Origin of the sequence: Bifidobacterium myosotis (assembly GCF_002259745.1) — a bacterium.
In the GTDB taxonomy this organism is placed as follows: domain Bacteria; phylum Actinomycetota; class Actinomycetes; order Actinomycetales; family Bifidobacteriaceae; genus Bifidobacterium; species Bifidobacterium myosotis.
The window spans coordinates 1-19,691 of the sequence record NZ_MWWW01000012.1; the positions used below are offsets into that span (position 1 = coordinate 1).

The following is a 19,691-nucleotide window of genomic DNA, read 5'->3' on the forward strand; positions in this document are numbered from 1 at the left end:
ATGTACTTGTGGCCCTTTCTGTAGCTGGTCTCGTCCACGCCGATGGAGCGCAGATGGTCGAACAGGCCAGCGCCCTGTTCGACCCGCAGGTCGTCGGCGACCCTCTTGCACACGGGGCCCACGCTCTTCCAGTCGACGCGAGTCAGGGCCGACACGGCGCTTCTGGGCGCGTGCACGCTCAGCCACGCGACCTGCTGCTCGAAGTCATACGTGTACGCGCTCTTGCGTCTCGCCCACGGCACCATCGCGACCGTCACGCCATGCCCGGCGCAGGTCACGCGCCGAGGCGCGTACTCCAGGAAAAGCCTCGCGCAGCCGATGTCGAGATGCCGCCATCGTCGCGTGGGCAGACGGTCATACGGCCGGCCATGCCCGCCGCCTTCAGCGCACCGGCCCATGACACTCGCATACGGGCGGACCGGGACGACGACGATCTCACGGCCGGCGTGATCCCGTTCGACGCGGGGCGTGCCGATCACGACGTTGGCGGGCAGATGCAGCATGCGCTTGAGCGCGCCGGCTGATATGGTGGGCATAGGCGTTCCCCTGTTCTTCGGTTCCATTTCTTGGCGGAAACAAACCTAACAGGCGAACGCCCCTTCCATACCCGCACACGAAAAAGCCCCGGCCACGACGCCAAGGCTCAACACCCCACCACACAAACTGGCGAAGGCTCGTACTTCTGCGAGGTCTTCATGATCGCCATCATGAGCACCATGCCGAGCAGGCTGGTTCCGATGGCGCACAGGGTCATGATCACGTTGTTGTAGAACATCATGACCAGCGCGCCCACGAACAGCGTCACCGAGGTAATCAGCGCGCCGAGCGACTGCCCCAGCGTCTGCCCGATGGCATCCACGTCGTTGGTGATGCGGGAGAGCACGTCGCCGTAGCTCACCTTGTCGAAGTACTTGAGCGGCAGTTTGTTGATCTTGACCGAAATCGACTCGCGCAGCCGCTGTGCCGTGCGCTGGGTGACGTTCGCCATCAGCCAGCTCTGCGCGTAGCCGAGCACCGCATAGCCCACGTAGAGGGCGACCAGCAGGCAGGCGATGCGCCCGACCGCCGCGAAGTCGACCGACCGCATGACCGGCCGCCCGTTGACGATGGCGGGCAGTCCCTTGACGATCTCGTTGGTCATGTCCTTGAGCTTGTCCGGTCCGATGATCTGGCAGATCGTGCCGATGGCGCCCAGGATCAGCGCGATGATAATGACGGGAATGTAGTTGCGGCAGTAATGCACGAGTTTGCCCATGACTTTGCCGAAATCATCGGGCTTTTCGACCGCGCGCCCTGCGCCGGGCCCATGCCCCATAGGTCCTTTTGGCATTGTTTCTCCTTATGAAAGTCCGTATCCGCTGCCCTCTGATGAGGGAGATGTGACGAAGCGCCCGCGCCTTACGCGGTAAGCTCCGATTGGCTGAGCTGGGATTCGGCGATCTGCCGGTACACGTCGCAGCTGTCCAGCAGCTCGCGGTGGGTGCCCTGGCCGACCACGCGGCCGTCGTCGAGCACGACGATGCGGTCGGCGTTCATGATGGTGCCGATGCGCTGGGCGACGATGAGCTTGGTGGAATCCTTGGCCTCGCGGGCGAGCGCGTCGCGTACCTCGCGGTCGGTCTTGAAGTCGAGCGCCGAGAACGAGTCGTCGAAGATCAGGATCTCCGGGTGACGGTAGACCGCGCGGGCGATGGACAGACGCTGCTTCTGACCACCCGACACGTTCGAGCCGCCCTGGGCGATCGCGGCGTCGAATCCACCGTCCATACGACTCACGAATTCGGTGGCCTGGGCCACGTCGGCGGCGGCCTTCACGCGGGAGATGCGGTCTCGGGAGGAAACGGATGCGGCATCGGCGCCGGTAGTCGCGACGGCGGATTCAGCATCGGAGTCGGCTGTATCACCGGCCACATCGTCGCCATAACTGACATTGCCGGCCACCGTGCCCTTGAACAGCACCGACTGCTGCGGCACGTAGCCGATCTTGCCGCGCAGGGATTTGAGGCTGTAGTCGCGCACGTCCACGCCGTCGACCAGCACCTGTCCGCCGGTGACGTCGTAAAGGCGCGGGACCAGATCGATCAGCGACGACTTGCCGGAGCCGGTGGAACCGATGAACGCGACCGTCTGGCCGGGCTTGGCGGTGAAGCTGATGCCCTCAAGCGTGGCCTCGCGCGAATCCGGATAGGCGAAGCTGACGTTGCGGAATTCCACCGTGCCACGCTCGGCGGTCTCGACGGCCCGTTCGGCGGCGGTTTCGCTGCCGTCCGTGACCATCGGCTTGGTGTCGAGCACCTCGAGCACGCGCTGGGCGGACACGTCGGCGCGCGGCCAGAGCACGAACACCATGCTCATGAGCAGGAAGCTCATGATGACCTGCACGGAATAGTTGGAGAACACCACCATGTTGGAGAACACGGTGAGCTTGTCGGTGAGCGCGGCGGCGTCGATGAGGTAGGCGCCGATCCAGTAGACCGCGAGCATGAGGCCGTTCATCACCGTGTTCATGAGCGGCATCATGAAGGCCATGACGCGGTTGGTGAACAGCTGGGTGTTGGTCAGATCGTCGTTGGCCTTGGTGAACTTGGCTTCCTGATAGTCCTCGGCGTTGTAGGCGCGCACGACCCTGAGGCCGGTGAGGTTCTCGCGCGCCACGAGGTTGATATTGTCAGTGAGGGCCTGCATGGCCTTGTATTTAGGCATGACCATGGCCATCATCGTCACGATCGCGCCGAGCAGCAGCGCGGTGGCGATGCCGGTGGCGAGCGTCCATTCGAAGCCTTCGCCGGCGATTTTCGCCACGGCCCAGACGGCCATGATCGGCGACCTGACGATGAGCATCAGGCCGATGGTGATGAACATCTGGATCTGCGTGATGTCGTTGGTCGAACGGGTGATAAGGCTTGCGGTGGAGAACCGACTCATTTCGGCCGGCCCGAACGACTCGACCTGCCGGAACTCCAGCGAGCGCAACCGTCGCGTGAACGACGAGCCGACGCGCGCGGTGAGGAATCCCGTCACGACGGCGCAGGCCACGGAGCTGAGCGAGATAAGCAGCATCTTGCCGCCGGCGATCCAGATGTCCGACATGGCGCTGCCCGGCGTTTCGACCAGCTTGGTGATGTCCGACATGTAGTCGGGCAGCTTCAGGTCGAAGTAGATCTGCCCGACGATGGTCACCAGGGCGATGAGCATCTGACCGATCTCCGCTTTGGAGAGGTATTTCAGGATGCAAAGCATTGGTTTCCCCTTGGTTTGTTGGTGGTTTGGGTTGATTGGCTGATTAGGTTGATTGGCTTCGGCCGAACGGTCGCGTGAGTTGTGAGTTGTATTACGCGGACCATCCGTTAGCGCACGGGCTGCGTTGATGTATTGCCGACGCCCACCCCGCCAAAATCATCTTTCATTATTAAATTACTTACACTGTAAGATATTACGCACGGCGCCGACAAGGAGCCATGCATATTGCATATTTCTCTAGGCGTGAAATCGCCAGCCGTCGCACACGACTATCGGCGCCTATTCCCGCGAACCCTGACCACTATCGGTCTCCCGACACTTCGCACGCTCGTCGAACGCGGCCCGCACCTCGTCCGGCGTCGGCCGCGGCTTCCCCGGACGGCAGATTGACATGTACGTCATGAATTCGCCGGTCAGATCGAGGAATTCACGGGTTCTGCGCTCCCCCATCTGCGAGAAGATCCAGCAGACGGCGTCCCGCATCTCCCGCATATCGCGGCGTCCACGCTCGCGGCCGGCTTCAGTGAGGCTCACCCGGACCACGCGGCGGTCGTCCGGATCGACCTCGCGCGTCACCAGCCCCTTTTTCTCCATGGAGGCCAACAACGTGGAGACTCGACCGGAAGTGGCATGCATGGCGTCCGCCAGTTGCGACGGGGTCATCGTGCCGATGTGGGCCAGCTGCCGGATGGCGAACGCCTCGCCGTGCGCACCGCGCACCATCTCGCGTTGCATCGCCGACCTGTGCCCCCACACCGTGGTCCACAGTTCGTGGACCGCCTCATCCTCAAAGCCCATGTTCGTCACCACTTCCTTCCGCGCCCCGGCCTCCCGGGGCGACCGCGCGCCACATCGACCGACTTTCTGTTCATACGCCTTGCACGCGTTCCGCATAACATCGGCGCGCCAACGCAGGGCGTCCACTCGACAATCGCGTCAGCATCGCGCAACAATCGCAAGATTACCTTACACTATAAACAAAATATCCGCAGTAATGGCTCCCCCAGCACACAGATACGCGCACCATCCACGCACCGGATGCGCGTCAATCGCCCAGCTGAGGGGGGGGTGCGTCGGCTCGCCGCGACACCCCTTAGTGGTACCGCAGTCCGCGGAATATGGCTATACTGGCGGAATTGGCGATGGCATCGCAGCCATCCAAGAAGGGGGAACCATGACACAACGGGGTCTTTGCCTGTGCAGTATCGCAGGTTGCACACATGAAGCCGAAGAAATGGGTATGTGCTCAATGCACTTCACATCGGCGTTGGTACACGGCGCGATTCACGCGCTGCCCGGCGGCCGCCCGGCACACAGCTGACACCGCGCGCGTCATCCGTGTCAGTCGGCGTCAGTCTTGACGCTCATGCGCGAGCGCGGCCTTGAGGTCGCGGTTCTGGAAGCGGTCGTGCAAGAGGCAGTACCCGCCGAACACCGCCAGCCAGACCAGACCGGCGATGGCGGAACCGCGCGTATCGTCCGCGAGGAACAGCGTGCAGTACACGAAGACGAAGAACACGATCGCCACGGTGTTGAGCACCCGCCATGCGGGCATCACGAATCCATCGGCGATGAAGTCGGCCGAACGGCGGTACCGGCGGTGCGCGATCATCGTGAGCACGTAGATGAAGATGATCACCGCGCTCGAGGCGGACGCGAACAGCACGAACGCGCTGGACATGCCCGGAATCGCGTTGATCGCCGGCGACAGCAGAATCAACGCGGCCGAGACGAGAATCGCGCGGGCCGGCACGCGGCGGCTGGACACCACGCCGATCTTGCGGAAGGTGGGCGATTCGGACTCGGAGGCCAGCTGGTACAAGTGGCGTCCGGCGGAGTACAGCAGCGAGTTCAACGCCGAGGACGCGGCCGTGATCACCACGAAGAACACCAGCGCGGCGGCCCACTTGAGGCCCGCGTACTGGAACACCATGATGAACGGGGACGCGAAGGAGCCGTCCTTGTTCGGCTTGAACGTGCCCCACGGCACGATCACCATGATCGCCAGCAGCGCACCCACGTAGAAGATGAGCACGCGCACGATAATCTCGTTGATGGCCTTCGGCAGCACCTTGCGCGGATTCTGTGTTTCGGAAACCGTGACGCCCACGAACTCGATCATCTCATAGGCGAAGAAGACCATCTGGAAACTCATCAGGAAGCTCAGCCAGCCGTTCGGCGCAATCTGGAATCCGTTGGTGATGTTGTCGAGCCCCGCGTGACCGGCCGGCGAGATGCCGTCCTGACCGGTGATCTGCACGGCGTCGTAGTGGTAGCCGATCACCACCATGACCACGGCGGTGGCGATCATCGCGCAGATCAGCGTGATCTTAATCATCGAGAACCAGAACTCGGCCTCGCCGAACGCTTTGACGGCGATGAGGTTGATGGTCACGAGCGCGGCCAGGAAGCACAGTTCGATCAGCCATTTCCAATGGGAGAGGTCCATGCCGAACGTGTCGAAGAAGGTGATGAAGTAGGTGGAGACGGCGGTGATCTCGCTCATGCCGATGAGCACGAGCACGATCCAGTACGACCAGCCCGCGAACTTGCCCCAGCCGTTGCCGAGGTAGCGGGTGATGAAGTTGATGAACGTGTGCTGGCTCGGGTCGCGGTACATCAGCTCGCCGATGGCGCGCATGAGCAGGAACATGATGATGCCCACGCCGATGTACACGAACACGATGCTCGGGCCGGTCAGGGCGATGGACTTGCCGGAGCCGAGGAACAGGCCGGTTCCGATGGTGCCTCCGATGGCGATGAACTGGACGTGTCGGTTGTTGAGGCCACGCGCCATCTCGTTGTTCTTGTCGAGGTTTTCGACCGATGCCAGGGTGCCGCCCTGACCGCTGTTCTGGCTATTGTTCATCAACTCACCTGCTCTTTCAATCAAGTTCAAACGATATCATCGTGACTTGGACCAAGACCACGGCGGTTCAACGAACAGGCGTGACAATATTGTAAACATCAGGCCAAATAGTTCAATTCCTGTCACCAAAATTGAACTTGCATGGAATCGGCGGCACCGCGATGAAGCGTCATCGAGCACAGCAAGCGCGCGTTATGTCTCGTATAGTATTCTGCGTCAGAAATTCGTTGATTATATGTTGGCTCCCCTTGTCAGGGGAGCTGGCCGGCGGGTTCTAGTGATCGTTGCAACACCTGACCGACCGGTGGGAGGAATCAGGTGGGCAGGTGGGTGTTCGATGGCGTGGAGTACGCGACGCGCGGCGAGATGTGCGAGGCGCGCAGGCGCCGGTACGTCGAGCTGCTGAACAAGGGGATGAACTTCACGCAGGCCGCGCTGGCGGTGGGCGTGTCCAAGCGCACGGGCAAGGTGTGGCGCAACGGAAGGACACGCGCGACCGGCAGGAACGAGAAGCCGTCGGTGGACTGGTACCGTTCCACCGTGGACAAACCCAAGCGAATCGATTCGAGGTACCTGAGCCAGGACGAGCGCATCAGCATCGCCGACTGGCACCGGCAGGGCATGGGCGTGCGCGAGATCGCAGGCAGGCTCGGACGGGCCCCATCGACCATCAGCCGCGAGCTGAGGCGCAACGCGAACCCCGCCACCGGCATGTACGGGCCGTACCGGGCCCAGCAGATGAGCGCCGACCGGCTCAAACGGCCCAAGACCGCGAAGGTGCATGCGGTGCCGGGCCTGCTCGACTACATCCGCTCCGGACTGAAGGCGCATTGGAGCCCCGAGCAGATCGCTGGGCGTCTGCGGGAGGACTTCCCGGATAATGGGGACATGCACGTGTGCACGGAGACGATCTACCAGGCCATCTACGTCCAAGCCAAGGGAGAACTGAAAAAGGACATCGCCAAGGCCCTCAGGAGCGGGCGCGCCCGACGTCGGCCCCACGGCCAGGCGGACTCGCGCAAACCCCGTTTCCGCGAACCCATGGTGATGATCTCGCAAAGGCCCGCCGAGGTCGAGGACCGGGCCGTGCCCGGCCACTGGGAGGGAGACCTGATCTGCGGGGCGGCCAACAAAAGCGCGATCGGCACGCTCGTGGAACGCACGACCCGGTTCACGATCCTGCTGCACCTGCCCGACGGACACGACGCCGAACACGTCCAGCAGGCCGTCATCGACAAGATGCAACACCTGCCCAGGCTCCTGCGCAACTCGCTGACCTGGGACCAGGGAAGCGAGCTCGCCCTGCACAAGCGAATCTCGACCGCCCTGGACATGCAGGTCTACTTCTGCGACCCGCACTCCCCATGGCAGCGCGGCACCAACGAGAACACCAACGGGCTCCTGCGCCAGTACTTCCCCAAGGGCACCGACCTAAGCATCTACCCCGAGGACTACCTCGACGCGGTCGCCGAGGAACTCAACGACCGGCCCCGCAAAACACTCGGCTACAGGAAACCATCCGAGAAGATACTCGAACTCATCAACGCCGCATGATACGATCACACCATTCCAAGACCACCACTCAAGGTGGCAATCACTCAGGTGTTGCAACCACCACTAAAATCCGCCGCCCGCGAAGCGGGACTGAGGGGTGGTGAATTAATCAACGAACTTACGGCGCAGTATACTAGCCGCCTTTCTCCCTGTCTCCCCTACTCCACCGACTTCAGCGAGCTCACCGGATCGATCCGGTCGAGCACCGGGTTGGTGAACAGCTGCACGAGCAGCGCGAACGCCAGCGTCACCGCGGCCGCGATCACATAGCTCGTCCACCGCACGCTCACCGCGAAGTACAGTCCGGGCATGTTTAATGCGGTGGTGAGCAGTCCGCCGACCCAGCGACCGAGCGGCAGACCGACGACAACGCCCATCACCGTCAATATCAGCATCTCGCGGTTCACGTAGGTGTGCACCTCACGGTCGAAGAAACCAAGCACCTTGAGCGTGGCCATCTCGCGCACACGCTCCGACACGTTCGTGTTGGCCAGCGTGAACAGCACCACCAGAGCCAACGCGCCGGCGAGCGCCACGATCAGCGCCACCACCGCGCCCATCAGATCGAAGCTGAAGCCGCGGCGCATGTCCGCCGTGCTGACCACGTTGAGCACGCCCTGCTCTTTCGCGAGTTTGTCCGCATACGCGATCTGATCGTCGTCCGAACCGGTGTATCGCGCGAACAGAGCGTTCATCTCGACGCCGTTCGACGTGGTCATCGCACTGCCGTCAGCACTGCTTCCTCTGTTTTCGGCGGCCTCCCCGTCACCGCTTGACGAACCGGACGAGCTCGACGAACCGGACGAGTCGCCCCCGAACACGGACCGGTAATACGCGGACGTCATGTACACGTCCGAGCCGATGACCGACTCGCTGACGGCGAACACGCGAACGACCGCGCGGGCCGCCCCGTCACCGCCGCCGAGCGTGACCTTGTCGCCGGCCTTGATGCCGAGCGCGTTGGCTGCGGATCGCGCGACGATCACGCCGTCGCCCGTAAAACTGGGCACATCCGACTGCCGCCCCTCGTCCTTATCCGACAGTCCGATCGCCGTACCGTCGCGATACTGCCGCATAGTGCCGTTGGACACAAGTCTGAGCGACGCGACTGCACCGAGGTCCGTCGCCTCCGGCACGGTGATGAGCTGCACGGATTCGGATTCCTCGGCGGCATTCGCGATCTCGCCGCTTTCGACGCGAGCCAGCGTCGTCGTATCGGCCGCATCGTCGATCTTCGAGCCACCCAACACCCGCGAGCGCACGTCCGCGAGATCGTCATGATCGGTCACCACCATCAGGTTGTACCGGTAGATGTCCTGATATTGTGTGGCGGGCAGCGCGTCCACGGTGTCGTTGATCGCCAGGCCGCACACAATGAGCGCAGTGCAGCCTGCCACGCCGCCGATCGTCATGAACAGACGGCCTTTGAACCGGAACAGATTGCGGGCGGTGACCTTATTCAGGAATTTCATGCGCCGCCACAACGGTCCGATTCGCTCCAGGAACACGCGGGCGCCGGCTTTCGGCGACTTGGGGCGCATGAGCTCGGACGGCATTTGCCGCATTTCACCGCGGCATGCCACCACGGTCGCCGCGCATACGCCCACTACGAACAGCAGCACGCCCGCCGAACCGTATACCCAGTCGTACAGCATCGTGACGCCGGGCACCACATACATGCCCTCCAATACCACGAGCAGAAACGCCGGAATGCCGAGGAATCCGGCCACATCGCCCAGTCCGCCGCCGATCAGGCATGCGAGGAGCGCGAACAGCACATACCTCATGGCGATGAGCACGTTGCCATAGCCGAGTCCCATGTAGGTGCCGATCAGGCCACGGTCCTCCTCCACCATGCGTGCCATCGTGGTCAGGCTCATAAGCACGGCCACGAGCAGGAACACCACGGGGAACGCGCGCCCCAACGATTCGATGGAGCTCAGGTCGGATTTGAGCGAGGAGAACGTGCCGGTGGACGAGCGCGTGTTCACATACCATCTGGCCTGCGGGATATCTGCGTCAACGGACGCCTCGCGCTTGTCCAGCTCGGCGGCCGCGTCCTTCTTCTGCTGGTCGAGTGTGGACTGGGCGTCATCAAGCTGTTGCTTGGCCTGGGACAGCTCAGGACTGCGCGCGGTTATGGCATCACGCTGGGATTGCAGGGCCTCCGCGGCCTCCGGATTACTGCCGTCCTGAGCGCCCACCGGAATCACACCGCCGGCCGCCACAATCGCCGCATCGATCTGTTGATTGAATTGGGAACGCTGCTGGTCGATCTGCGACTGCGCGTCCGCGAATTTCTGGTTCGCCTCGGCGCGCGCCTCGGCGATCTGCTGCTTGGCATCGTCGATGAGCTGCTGTCGGCGGGCTTGCTCGCGCTGGGATTGCACGTTGTCTTCGATACGGGTGCGCACCGCGCGCACCGTTTGGTCGTATTGGTCGGAGAACGTGTCGAGCGCCGCCGCACCGCTGATTTCCAGCGAGATTGCGGTATAGGTGTCGCCGCTCACACCGTCTGACGGTAGGAAGAACGTGTAGTCGGAGGTCGCCGAGCTGCGGAACGCGCCTTGGGAGTAGCCGTCCGGATTCTGCAGGTCCGTCGGGTCCAGCACGATGCCGGTGATGGTGAGGTCCGTCGGGAACGTGGGGGTTGCGCTCGAGGAGTCGGTGGCGGATGCCGAATCATCACCGGATTGCTCTTCGGAAGAATCCTCGCTGGACGAATCCAGCGATACCGTGAGCTTGTCTCCAATCGTCAGGCCGCTGTCCTTGACGAACTTGCGGGTGACGGCCGTCTCGCCCGCGCGGGTCGGCAGCTCACCCTCCTGCAGATACGGCTGGTTCATGCCGTCCACGCCGATTTCGCTGAGCGTGACCGATTCGTCGCTGCCGTCTATCGTGACGGTCGCCGTCGCGGACCGTTCCGGCTGAGTCGCCGCGACGCCATCGACCGCCCGGAGCGCGGCGATGTCGTCATCGGTCAGGCCCAGCGTCGAGACGACTTGGATGTCGGACAGACGCTGCGCGTCCAGGAACCGGTCGGCACCGCGGAACATGTCCCGACATCCGGCATAGATGCCGGTCAGCACGGCCACGCCCAGCATCGAGATGATGGCGATGGAGGCGAACCGCTTCCAGTTACGCCGCCACATGCGCCACATGTCCTTGGAGAACGCACCGGAAATGCCGATGCCCGCGCCGGAGCCGGAACCGGAGTCCACGCGCCCGGCCTGTGTCGCGCCATCGCTCACATCATGTTTCACAGGTTGTTTCACAGACTGTTCCACGGGATGTTCCACGGCTTCGGACCACGGGCCGGAACCACTCCGGCAAGCATGCCTGCCACGCACCATCACACTCACCGCCTACCACTCGATGTCCGAAATCGGCGTGGGGGCAGGATTCGTCTCCTCGCCCACCACCTTGCCCGAGCGGAACCGAATCACCTTGTGCGCCATCGGTGCGAGCGCGGAATTATGCGTGATGATCATCACCGTCATGCCCTGCGACCGGCAGATGTCCTGCAGCAATTGCAGCACCTCCTTGCCGGTCTCGTAATCAAGCGCGCCGGTCGGCTCGTCGCACAGCAGCAGCTTGGGCTTCTTCGCAATCGCGCGGGCGATGGACACGCGCTGTTGCTCGCCGCCGCTCAACTGCGCCGGAAAGTTGTCGAGACGATTGCCGAGCCCCACTTTGCGCAGCGTTTCGGCCGGGTCGAAATGGTCCGGGCAAATCTGCGAGGCGAGCTCCACATTCTCCAATGCGGTGAGGTTCGGCACGAGATTGTAGAACTGGAATACGAAGCCGATATCGCTGCGACGGTAGCCGATGAGTTCACGACGGTTCAATCCGGTGATGTCGCGGCCGCCCACCACCACGCGCCCGGACGTGGCCGTATCCATGCCGCCCAGGATGTTGAGCGCGGTGGTCTTGCCGGCGCCCGACTGGCCCAGAATCACCGTCAATTCGGCTTGGTCCGCCGTGAAATTCGCGCCGTCGAGCGCCCGGATCGCCGTGTCTCCCGACGGATATTCCTTGACCACATCATCAAACTCGATATACGCCATCACAATGCCCTTTGCCCCGAATAACCGCGCGGCCTTATACGCATGGCCGCCACATCAACGACTGCTATACTCCAGTAAAACAACACTGTGTTGGTTCCACAACCGACAGTCGGATTGCAAAATGTCGGGTGAAGGGAGAGCCATGGCCAAGGAACTCACCGAAAGCCGCCGCACACGGTATACGCGGCAGGCCATGCAGGACGCGCTCATCGAACTGATGCGCGAGCGGCCGCTGGGCGCCATCACGGTCAAGGCCCTGTGCGAGCGGGCGGATGTGAACCGCTCCACGTTCTACGCGCATTACTCCAGCATCGAGGAGTTGCTGCATGACATCGAGGACGAGACCATGGCCTGGGTCACCGCGGCGCTCGACCAACTGCTGCGGCAACCGAATCTGGCCGGTATCGAGCGCATCATCGAGCAGATATGCCGGTATATCGCCGACAATCGCAACCATCTGCAGGTGCTGATGAGCCCCAAAGCCGATATCGGCTTCCAGCAACAACTGCTGGGGCTGATCTACAGCCGACGCGGCGTGGCCGAGCGGATGCAGTCCGGGGCGCGGGACACCACCGAGGCACAGATGCGCATGCGATTCGCCGTCTCCGGCAGCATCGGCCTGATCCAATACTGGCTCTCCACCGACTTGGCCGCCTCCCCCGAGTCCGTGGCGCGCATCATTCTCACCATGGCCCTGCCGGAAGCGGACCCACCAGAGGCGGACCTACCGGAACCTTCCCGGCCACAATAAATCAGGCAATTATTCCCCGCCGCCTGAAGCCACGTCACTGGTTCTCCCGCAGATTCATCAGCGGCATGTCACGCACCGGCCGAATCGCCGCGCGCCGGCCACCCGCACAAGAAGCCAGAATTGCGAAACCCATCAGCTGACTGATAGGTTGCAATGTAATGCTGAACCTATCAGCTGACTGGCAGAAATATGAGGGGGTTTGCAATCCCATCGGCTGGCTGCTCAAGCAGGACCACGATAATGCCCAATAGGCGACTTCCATAGCGCAACGGGCTCCCCGGGTGACACTCCCCAGATGAAGCGATGGCATGCAGCGATTCTGCACGATTGGACAATGCCCCGAATGCATAAGGATGCCGCGCCCCTTCATCAATCATCGGACTTGCGACACTGTATCTGCGGCATACGGCCTACAATGGCCAACATTGTGTGTCGCAGCAAGGCACTGCAGCGCGCAAGGTAATTACCAGACCTGAGAGAAGAGCATCATGAGCACTACAGATGCGCCCAAGAAGCCGCGCGAGACCGACGACGTACCGGTTCCCGCGACGTTGCGCAAGTCATTGAAGAACCGCCACATCCAGCTGATCGCGCTCGGCGGCGCCATCGGAACCGGCCTGTTCTACGGATCCAGCGAATCCATCGCCCTGGCCGGCCCGTCCATCCTGCTGGCCTACCTGATCGGCGGCCTCGCGATCTTCATGATCGTGCGCGCGCTGTCGGAGATGTCGGTCGAGGACCCGAAGGCCGGCGCATTCAGCTACTACGCCACCCGTTACTGGTCCAAGCGCGCCGGCTTCATCTCCGGCTGGAACTACTGGTTCAACTACATCCTGGTGTCCATGGTGGAGCTCGCCGTGGTGGGCTCGTTCGTGAACTACTGGTTCCCCGCCATCCCCACATGGGTGTCGGCGGCCGTGTTCCTAGTGCTCATCACCGCCGCGAACCTGCTCGGCGTCTCCAAGTTCGGCGAGTTCGAGTTCTGGTTCGCCATCATCAAGATCGTGGCCGTGATAGCCATGATCATCGGCGGTCTCGCAGTCATCGTCTTCGCCCTGCCCACCGCCTCCGGCATCAAGGCGAGCTTCGCCAACTGGTTCACCGTGGGAGACGGCTTCTTCCCGCACGGTCTGATGACCCAGGCCAAGGACGGCTCCTGGACCGGCCTCTTGATGGCTCTGGTCGTTGTGATGTTCAGCTTCGGCGGCACCGAGCTCATCGGCATCACCGCCGGCGAAACCGAGGACCCGCGCACTACGATTCCGCGCGCCACCAATGACATCATCTGGCGCATCCTCGTGTTCTACATCGGCGCGCTCGGCGTGATCATGGCCGTGGTGCCGTGGAACACCATCGGCGGCGACGACACGCCCAGCCCGTTCGTGCAGATCTTCGACTCCGTGGGTATCCATGCGGCCGCCGGCATCCTCAACTTCGTGTGCCTGACCGCCGTGATGAGCGTCTACAACTCCGGCCTGTACGCCAACTCCCGCATGCTGTACTCGCTGGCCAAGCAGGGCAACGCGCCCGCCTACCTCGGCAAGCTGAACGCGCATGGCGTGCCGGTCGCCGGCGTGCTGACCTCCGCTGTGATCACCGCCATCGCCGTGGTGGTGGTGTTCGTATGGCCCGAGTTCGCGTTCAACTACCTCATGTCGATTGCGACCATCGCCGGCATCATCAACTGGACGATGATCATGTTCACCGAGATGAAGTTCCGCAAGGTGGTCGCAGCTGGCGACTCCCCCGAGGATTCCGCGCTTGCCGGCCTCTCCGGTCAGAAGGCGTTGGACGCCATCCACTTCAAGCTGCCGTTCGCGCGCGTCACGCCGTGGGTGGTGCTGGCCTTCCTGGCGCTGGTGGTGGTGCTCATGTGCTTCTCCGCCAGCTACCGCGTGGCCGTCATCGCCGGTGTGATCTGGCTTGCCATCCTGTTCGTCATGTATCAGGTGACGCAGGCCCGTAAGTAAGCTGGCCGAGTCAGGGTTGTACCGTGCCATCCAGTGGCCTGTCTCGCAATTGTTTGAGCGCTGCTGGCACCTCTCTGACGAGGAGCCGGCAGCGAAGCTGACTGGGGGAGAGAAAAGGGAGAGAAAAAGCTGAAGCCCTCAATTATCTAAGAGACGGACCACTAGAGGCCTGTCTCACTAATATTGAGGGGTTCAGCTTCTACCTCTCCCCCAGGCGGCTTCGCTGGCAGCCCGTCCTGCAATTAAGGACGCACTACATGCGCGGCATGCTGGCTCGCCTGTCGGCTCGAACGTTGCCGCCGGAGGGGCCAGCACCACTCAAACAATTGCGAGACAGACCATTAGGGTCATTCCCGGTTGATTCCGGGCTGATTCCCGTTATGACGGGCTGCTTTCTGGGCATATGGATGCCAGTTAGCAGCCCGATTTTACTGTTCTGGGCATATCCGTACCATGTAGGGGCCCATATCGGCCGTCTCATGGTATGAATATGCCCAGAATCCGCTTTATAGTGCGGATAGACCCAGAATAATTGGTGGGCATATGCCCAGAACAGCAGGAGCAGAGGAATAGTTCCGGCTTCCAAAGACTAAAAGACTGTATGTACGCGCCCCATCGAAGGCCACGCGTACATACAGTCCATTTCAGACCTCTAGGGGACTGTAAGTACGCGGATGCCACGTTATTCCGCGTACTTACAGTCCCCTACGGTTTTCTACCGTCATTCACTGGCTTCCCGGCGCCAATCATTACGGCATTCGCAACCTGACCACCACGAAATCCTCGCATATGCGCGCACGTTGAGCCGTCTGGGGAGTCCAGCGCCCCGTACCCCCACCGCAAAGTCCCGACAGGGAAGCCAACAATGTAGCCGCCGAGCCGCAGGCGCAGGACACTAGTGGTCTGTCTCACTAATAACTGAGAGGGTCCAGCTTCTGTCTCTCCCCCAGTCAGCTTCGCTGCCAGCCCCTTCGTCAGAGGGAACCAACACCGACCTCAGACAATTGCGACACAGGACACTAACGGGCTGGTCACCGGGTGAGATACGGCTTGAACACCCGCTCGGTGACGGGGATGTGCAGCATCAGCATCGTGCCGTAGCCGAGCACCACCAGCAGGAACAGGCCGCCCGGCATATAGAACCAGCTGGCGACCAGCAGCGCGACAAACACCGCATCCACAGCCGCCAGAGCCGTAGTCATGGCGATGTGCGAAATGCCGAAGATGAAGGCGTTCCTCAGGGTGCCGCCCACGCTGTTCTCAAAACGCGACTGCAGTGCGAACACCCACTCGAAGCCGATAATCCATAGGATGCTCAACGCGAACTTGGGGATGAGCAACGGCGTGATCTGCAGCACGATCCACGAGTAGACCAGGCCGACGAGCACCACCAGGAACGGCAGCCACAGCAATGTGGCCTTGACGAAGTTCGATCGGAATGAACGGAAGTAATTGGCGGTGACGCCCTTGCCTTCGCCTTCTATGGAGCGACGGCAGGCATCGTGGCCGGCGGTCAGAGCCGCACCGATGGTGACGATGGGGATGGAAGTAATCAGCATCAGAATGTTGATCCATACGCCGTCGGTGAGGTTGCTCCATGCGCGCATGAACTTGGAATCAGGCGCCAGCCAGTTCATATGTCGCTCCTTGCTTTTACCACACTCCTCGCCCCTCTATGAGGGAAGCCGTCACCGCAGATGACTGAGGGGAGCCGCGGTTGTAGCGTTACGTTACTCCCGCCACTCCCCTCAGTCGGCTACCGCCGACAGCTCCCCTCAGAGAGGGGAGCCGAATTCGTCTGGAGTCGTCAGCCCTTAACGGCTCCGCCTCCGGCCCTGCAATTACGGACTCGCCTACGGCGAGGCTCAGTATCACCTTCGCTCGGCTACCACCTCGCTCAGGCGGGCGCTATGGGGAAAGTCCACTGGACTTTCCCCTAAGGGATGATGACGCCAGTCATCATCCCTTTACTGCGCCCGCCATAACACCGCTGACGATGTACTTCTGGCAGACCAGGTAGAAGATGATGATGGGGATGATGGCGAGGACCAGGCAGGCCATCATGGCGCCCATATCCACCGAGCCGTAGCCGCCCTTGAGGTACTGCACTGCCACGGAGATGGTCTTGTACTTGCCCAAGTCGAGCGTCAGGTACGGCAGCAGGTAGTCGTTCCAGATCCACATGGCCTCGAGAATCGCCACGGACACGATGGACGGCTTCATGATCGGCACCACGATCTGGAAGAAGATGCGCGGCACGGACGCGCCGTCGATCATGGCGGCTTCCTCAAGCTCGGACGGGATGCCCTTGATCACACCGGTGAAGATGAACACGGCCAAGCCGGCGCCAAAGCCGAGATACACGATCCACAGTCCCCACGGGGTGTTGAGCTTCAGCATGTCGGCGATCTTGGAGAGGGTGAACATCACCATCTGGAACGGCACGATCATATTGAACAGGAACAGGGTGTACAGCAGTTTCGCTGCCCAGTTGTTCACGCGCACGATCCACCACGCGCACATCGACGTGCACAGCAGGATGAGCACAACGGAACCCACGGTGATGAGCACCGTCCAGCCGAAGGACGCGAAGAACTGCGTGGTTTCCACACCGCGCGTGTAGTTGTCGAGTCCGACGAACGCCTTGCCGGTGGGCAGGCTGAAGGCGTTCTTGGAGATGTACGCCTTCTGCTTGAAGGAGTTGATGAGTACCAGGACGATCGGGAAAATCCACAGCAGGGAGATCACGGTGAAGAGCGCGGTCCACAGCGCGCCGTGCTTCACAGGCTTGTTCTCGTTCATCAGGCTGCCACCTCCTTGCTCGTGGTGAGCTTGTTCTGGATCAATGCGATGGCCGCGACCAGGATGAAGAACAGCACGGCCTTCGCCTGGCCGACGCCCTCCCAGCCCATGCGACCGTAGAAGGTGCGGGTGATGTTCAGCGCCAGGCCCTCGGACATGTTGCTCGGCGCGCCGTTGGTCAGGGCGAGGTTCTGGTCGTAGAGCTTGAAGCCGTTGGTCACGGTCAGGAAGGAGCACACGGTGATGGACGGCATCATGAGCGGGATGATGATGCGGAACATGGTCTGGGTGCCGTTGGCGCCGTCCACGGCGGCCGCCTCAAGCACGTCGGACGGCAGCGCCTGCAGGCCGGCGATGTAGATGATCATCATGTATCCGATCTGCTGCCAGCACACCAGCACAACCAAGCCCCAGAAGCCGTATGTAGCCTTGTAGGTCAGGGCGCGACCCCAGTGGGCCAGAATGCCGTTGAGGAGGAGCAGCCAGATGTATCCCAGGATGATGCCGCCGATGAGGTTCGGCATGAAGAACACCGAACGGAACAGCGTGGAGCCCTTGATCGCCTTCGTCAGCATATAGGCGATGAAGAAGGCCACCACGTTGATCACGATGGTGGTGACGATGGTGAACGCCGTGGAGAACCCAAGCGCGTGCAGGAACTCCTTGTCCTTCAGCGCCTTGCCGTAGTTCTTCAGGCCCACGAACTCACCGTCGGTCACGGTGGTGAACTCGCAGAAGCTCAGGTAGACGCCCATGATGAAGGGCACCAGGAATCCGATGATGAACGCGGCGAACGTCGGCAGTGCGAACAGTGCCCACCACCTGCGTATCGCCTTACCAGCCATGCTGATCATGACTATTTTCCTCCTCCTTGAGTCCGCGGCACTACGTCGTGCGTCGAACGCGGATCCATGACTCAATGCCGGCCCGCCGATTGCGAAGCCGTTTCCACAGCCCACTCTCGTCTGAACCTATGTTCATGGTACGTGCTGGAAGTGCATATGTCAAACGTTGTCATTTATCGCGTTTCCCACCCCGACGTCCAATAATGACCGTTACTTTCTTTCACTCTCAAAGTGGCGGAAACAAGCCATTACAAGACACCTTGAATCGTTCATGCAAACGTTTGTAATACAACCGTTGTCATTCATGTCAAACACGACAACGGCATGTACACTGGAATCAGTTATGCGATTCCACAACCATCTCAGCCGCAGGGGGCTTTCATGACCACAAGCATCCAGGATGTCGCCCAGAAGGCGGGTGTCTCCATCTCCACCGTCTCCCGCTCGTTCACACGCCCGGAACTGGTCTCCGCAAAAACCCGCGAGCGCGTGCTCGCCATCGCCGACGAGCTCAACTTCTCGCTCTCCCGGTCCGCGGCAGCCCTGAAATCCGGCCGTTCGCTGCGCATTGCGGTACTGATGAGCGGCCATATCCGCCTGTGGTTCACCGCATCGGTGATTGAAGGCCTGAACGAGGTGTTGCACGCGGAGGGCTATGACATCTCCATCTTCCAGATCTCCAGCATCGAGGAGCGCCGCGAGTTCTTCGAGATGCTGCCGGTGCGGCGCAATGCCGATGCAGTGATCGTGGTCTCCTTCGACATCGACAGCAAGGAGATCGCCCAGCTCACCTCGGTGGACGTGCCGATCATCGGCATCAACACCGCGGAATCGGAGCAGCATGGATTCGCCGCCGCGGTCAACATCGACGATCATCAGGGCTCCACGCTCGCCGCTCGCCACTTGATGAACCTTGGACACCGCCGTATCGCGTACATCAGCACCGACCGCGACATCTCCCTAAGCTTCTCGGTGCGCGGCCGACTCAACGTATTCATAGAGACATGCCGCAAGGAGGGCATCGAACCGCAGGTGGTGGTCTGCAAGGTGGACGGCGACGGGCACTATCAGATCAGCGACGTGGTTACCCAGCTGATGAGTCTGGATGAGATGCCCACCGCCATCGCCTGTCAGGAGGACGGCATCGCGCTGCCGCTCATGTTCCAGCTCGAGCGCAACGGCTTCTCCGTGCCCGGCGACGTATCGCTCATCGGCTACGACGACAGCTTCTACACCAATGACATCGGCCTGACCACGATCCGTCAGGACCCGGTGGAGATGGCGCATATCGCCGCCCGCATGACGCTCGACCTTATCGATGAGAAGCCGGTCAAGGACCCGTTCATCACCTTCCCCGCGCATCTGGTGGTCCGCTCCTCCACCTCGCGCATCAAGTAGCCGCACAGCCGACCATCGGATTCGCGTCTGTTTCCGGACAGCTGCTCAGCGGGAGTGCCCGGAGACAGACGCTCTCAGCCTCGGGTTTCTCCGGCATGGCTTTCCAATGAAGAACCCCACGGAAATCACGAGAATCATCCCTCGTCCTTCCCGAATCCTCCCGACGACAGCCGAACCTCCATTAACGAGTTGAGG

12 protein-coding genes and 3 pseudogenes are annotated in these 19,691 nt (G+C 61.8%); 4 read left to right on the forward strand and 11 right to left on the reverse strand.

Annotated elements, in window-relative coordinates; genetic code table 11:
- The 6 genes and pseudogenes from BMYO_RS05840 to BMYO_RS05860 form a co-directional block, all read right to left on the reverse strand.
- The coding region (locus tag BMYO_RS05840; RefSeq protein WP_169834067.1) for a transposase family protein at positions 1–536 on the reverse strand (536 nt) is incomplete at its 3' end.
- Between the two features lie 140 nt (positions 537–676).
- Positions 677–1,330 (reverse strand): annotated as a pseudogene (locus BMYO_RS05845) (ABC transporter permease); the annotation flags it as partial.
- Between the two features lie 68 nt (positions 1,331–1,398).
- Positions 1,399–2,220 (reverse strand): annotated as a pseudogene (locus tag BMYO_RS12605) (ABC transporter ATP-binding protein); the annotation flags it as partial.
- A gap of 210 nt (positions 2,221–2,430) precedes the next feature.
- A pseudogene (locus BMYO_RS12610) lies at positions 2,431–3,240 on the reverse strand (ABC transporter permease); the annotation flags it as partial.
- 279 nt (positions 3,241–3,519) lie between these two features.
- The gene (locus BMYO_RS05855; protein WP_094667580.1) at positions 3,520–4,038 is read right to left on the reverse strand and encodes a MarR family winged helix-turn-helix transcriptional regulator; all 519 of its coding nucleotides are present in this window, start codon (positions 4,036–4,038) and stop codon (positions 3,520–3,522) included.
- Between the two features lie 553 nt (positions 4,039–4,591).
- On the reverse strand, positions 4,592–6,109 hold the full coding sequence (locus tag BMYO_RS05860; RefSeq protein WP_094667581.1) for an amino acid permease: 1,518 nt from the start codon (positions 6,107–6,109) through the stop codon (positions 4,592–4,594).
- Positions 6,110–6,475: 366 nt separating this feature from the next.
- Between BMYO_RS05860 and BMYO_RS05865 the strand changes: the two genes are divergently transcribed.
- Positions 6,476–7,663, forward strand: a complete 1,188-nt coding sequence (locus BMYO_RS05865) for an IS30 family transposase (RefSeq protein WP_233428177.1) — start codon at positions 6,476–6,478, stop codon at positions 7,661–7,663.
- Between the two features lie 158 nt (positions 7,664–7,821).
- On the opposite strand, the gene BMYO_RS05870 is transcribed toward BMYO_RS05865, so the two are convergent.
- The gene (locus BMYO_RS05870) at positions 7,822–10,824 is read right to left on the reverse strand and encodes an FtsX-like permease family protein (RefSeq protein ID WP_233428178.1); all 3,003 of its coding nucleotides are present in this window, start codon (positions 10,822–10,824) and stop codon (positions 7,822–7,824) included.
- 204 nt (positions 10,825–11,028) lie between these two features.
- Positions 11,029–11,730 (reverse strand): ABC transporter ATP-binding protein, encoded by a 702-nt coding sequence (locus BMYO_RS05875; protein WP_094667584.1) that lies wholly within the window; start codon positions 11,728–11,730, stop codon positions 11,029–11,031.
- Positions 11,731–11,872: 142 nt separating this feature from the next.
- Here BMYO_RS05875 and BMYO_RS05880 point away from each other — a divergent pair, with 142 nt between their 5' ends.
- On the forward strand, positions 11,873–12,481 hold the full coding sequence (locus BMYO_RS05880) for a TetR/AcrR family transcriptional regulator (RefSeq protein ID WP_094667585.1): 609 nt from the start codon (positions 11,873–11,875) through the stop codon (positions 12,479–12,481).
- A 488-nt stretch (positions 12,482–12,969) separates the two neighbouring features.
- Positions 12,970–14,451 carry an amino acid permease gene (locus BMYO_RS05885; protein WP_094667586.1) on the forward strand — a complete coding sequence of 494 codons (1,482 nt, stop codon included), beginning with the start codon at positions 12,970–12,972 and terminating at the stop codon, positions 14,449–14,451.
- A 1,031-nt stretch (positions 14,452–15,482) separates the two neighbouring features.
- On the opposite strand, the gene BMYO_RS05890 is transcribed toward BMYO_RS05885, so the two are convergent.
- The 3 genes from BMYO_RS05890 to BMYO_RS05900 all read right to left on the reverse strand — a co-directional run bounded on the left by BMYO_RS05890 (position 15,483) and on the right by BMYO_RS05900 (position 18,107).
- The gene (locus BMYO_RS05890) at positions 15,483–16,088 is read right to left on the reverse strand and encodes a YesL family protein (RefSeq protein ID WP_094667587.1); all 606 of its coding nucleotides are present in this window, start codon (positions 16,086–16,088) and stop codon (positions 15,483–15,485) included.
- A 322-nt stretch (positions 16,089–16,410) separates the two neighbouring features.
- Entirely contained in the window at positions 16,411–17,253 is an 843-nt protein-coding gene (locus BMYO_RS05895; RefSeq protein WP_094667588.1) for a carbohydrate ABC transporter permease, read from the reverse strand.
- Entirely contained in the window at positions 17,253–18,107 is an 855-nt protein-coding gene (locus BMYO_RS05900) for a carbohydrate ABC transporter permease (RefSeq protein ID WP_094667589.1), read from the reverse strand. Before BMYO_RS05900 ends, BMYO_RS05895 begins: the two co-directional genes overlap by 1 nt.
- Before the next feature lie 372 nt (positions 18,108–18,479).
- Between BMYO_RS05900 and BMYO_RS05905 the strand changes: the two genes are divergently transcribed.
- The gene (locus BMYO_RS05905; protein WP_094667590.1) at positions 18,480–19,496 is read left to right on the forward strand and encodes a LacI family DNA-binding transcriptional regulator; all 1,017 of its coding nucleotides are present in this window, start codon (positions 18,480–18,482) and stop codon (positions 19,494–19,496) included.
- Positions 19,497–19,691: the final 195 nt, after the last annotated feature.

What these genes read in the sequence shown, in the direction of transcription:
- BMYO_RS05870 (WP_233428178.1), bottom strand. Translation starts at nt 10,824, where the DNA reads ATGTGGCGCATGTGGCGGCGTAACTGGAAGCGGTTCGCCTCCATCGCC.
- BMYO_RS05855 (WP_094667580.1), bottom strand. Translation starts at nt 4,038, where the DNA reads ATGGGCTTTGAGGATGAGGCGGTCCACGAACTGTGGACCACGGTGTGG.
- BMYO_RS05860 (WP_094667581.1), bottom strand. Translation starts at nt 6,109, where the DNA reads ATGAACAATAGCCAGAACAGCGGTCAGGGCGGCACCCTGGCATCGGTC.
- BMYO_RS05875 (WP_094667584.1), bottom strand. Translation starts at nt 11,730, where the DNA reads ATGGCGTATATCGAGTTTGATGATGTGGTCAAGGAATATCCGTCGGGA.
- BMYO_RS05885 (WP_094667586.1), top strand. Translation starts at nt 12,970, where the DNA reads ATGAGCACTACAGATGCGCCCAAGAAGCCGCGCGAGACCGACGACGTA.
- BMYO_RS05865 (WP_233428177.1), top strand. Translation starts at nt 6,476, where the DNA reads ATGTGCGAGGCGCGCAGGCGCCGGTACGTCGAGCTGCTGAACAAGGGG.
- BMYO_RS05900 (WP_094667589.1), bottom strand. Translation starts at nt 18,107, where the DNA reads ATGATCAGCATGGCTGGTAAGGCGATACGCAGGTGGTGGGCACTGTTC.
- BMYO_RS05890 (WP_094667587.1), bottom strand. Translation starts at nt 16,088, where the DNA reads ATGAACTGGCTGGCGCCTGATTCCAAGTTCATGCGCGCATGGAGCAAC.
- BMYO_RS05895 (WP_094667588.1), bottom strand. Translation starts at nt 17,253, where the DNA reads ATGAACGAGAACAAGCCTGTGAAGCACGGCGCGCTGTGGACCGCGCTC.
- BMYO_RS05905 (WP_094667590.1), top strand. Translation starts at nt 18,480, where the DNA reads ATGACCACAAGCATCCAGGATGTCGCCCAGAAGGCGGGTGTCTCCATC.
- BMYO_RS05880 (WP_094667585.1), top strand. Translation starts at nt 11,873, where the DNA reads ATGGCCAAGGAACTCACCGAAAGCCGCCGCACACGGTATACGCGGCAG.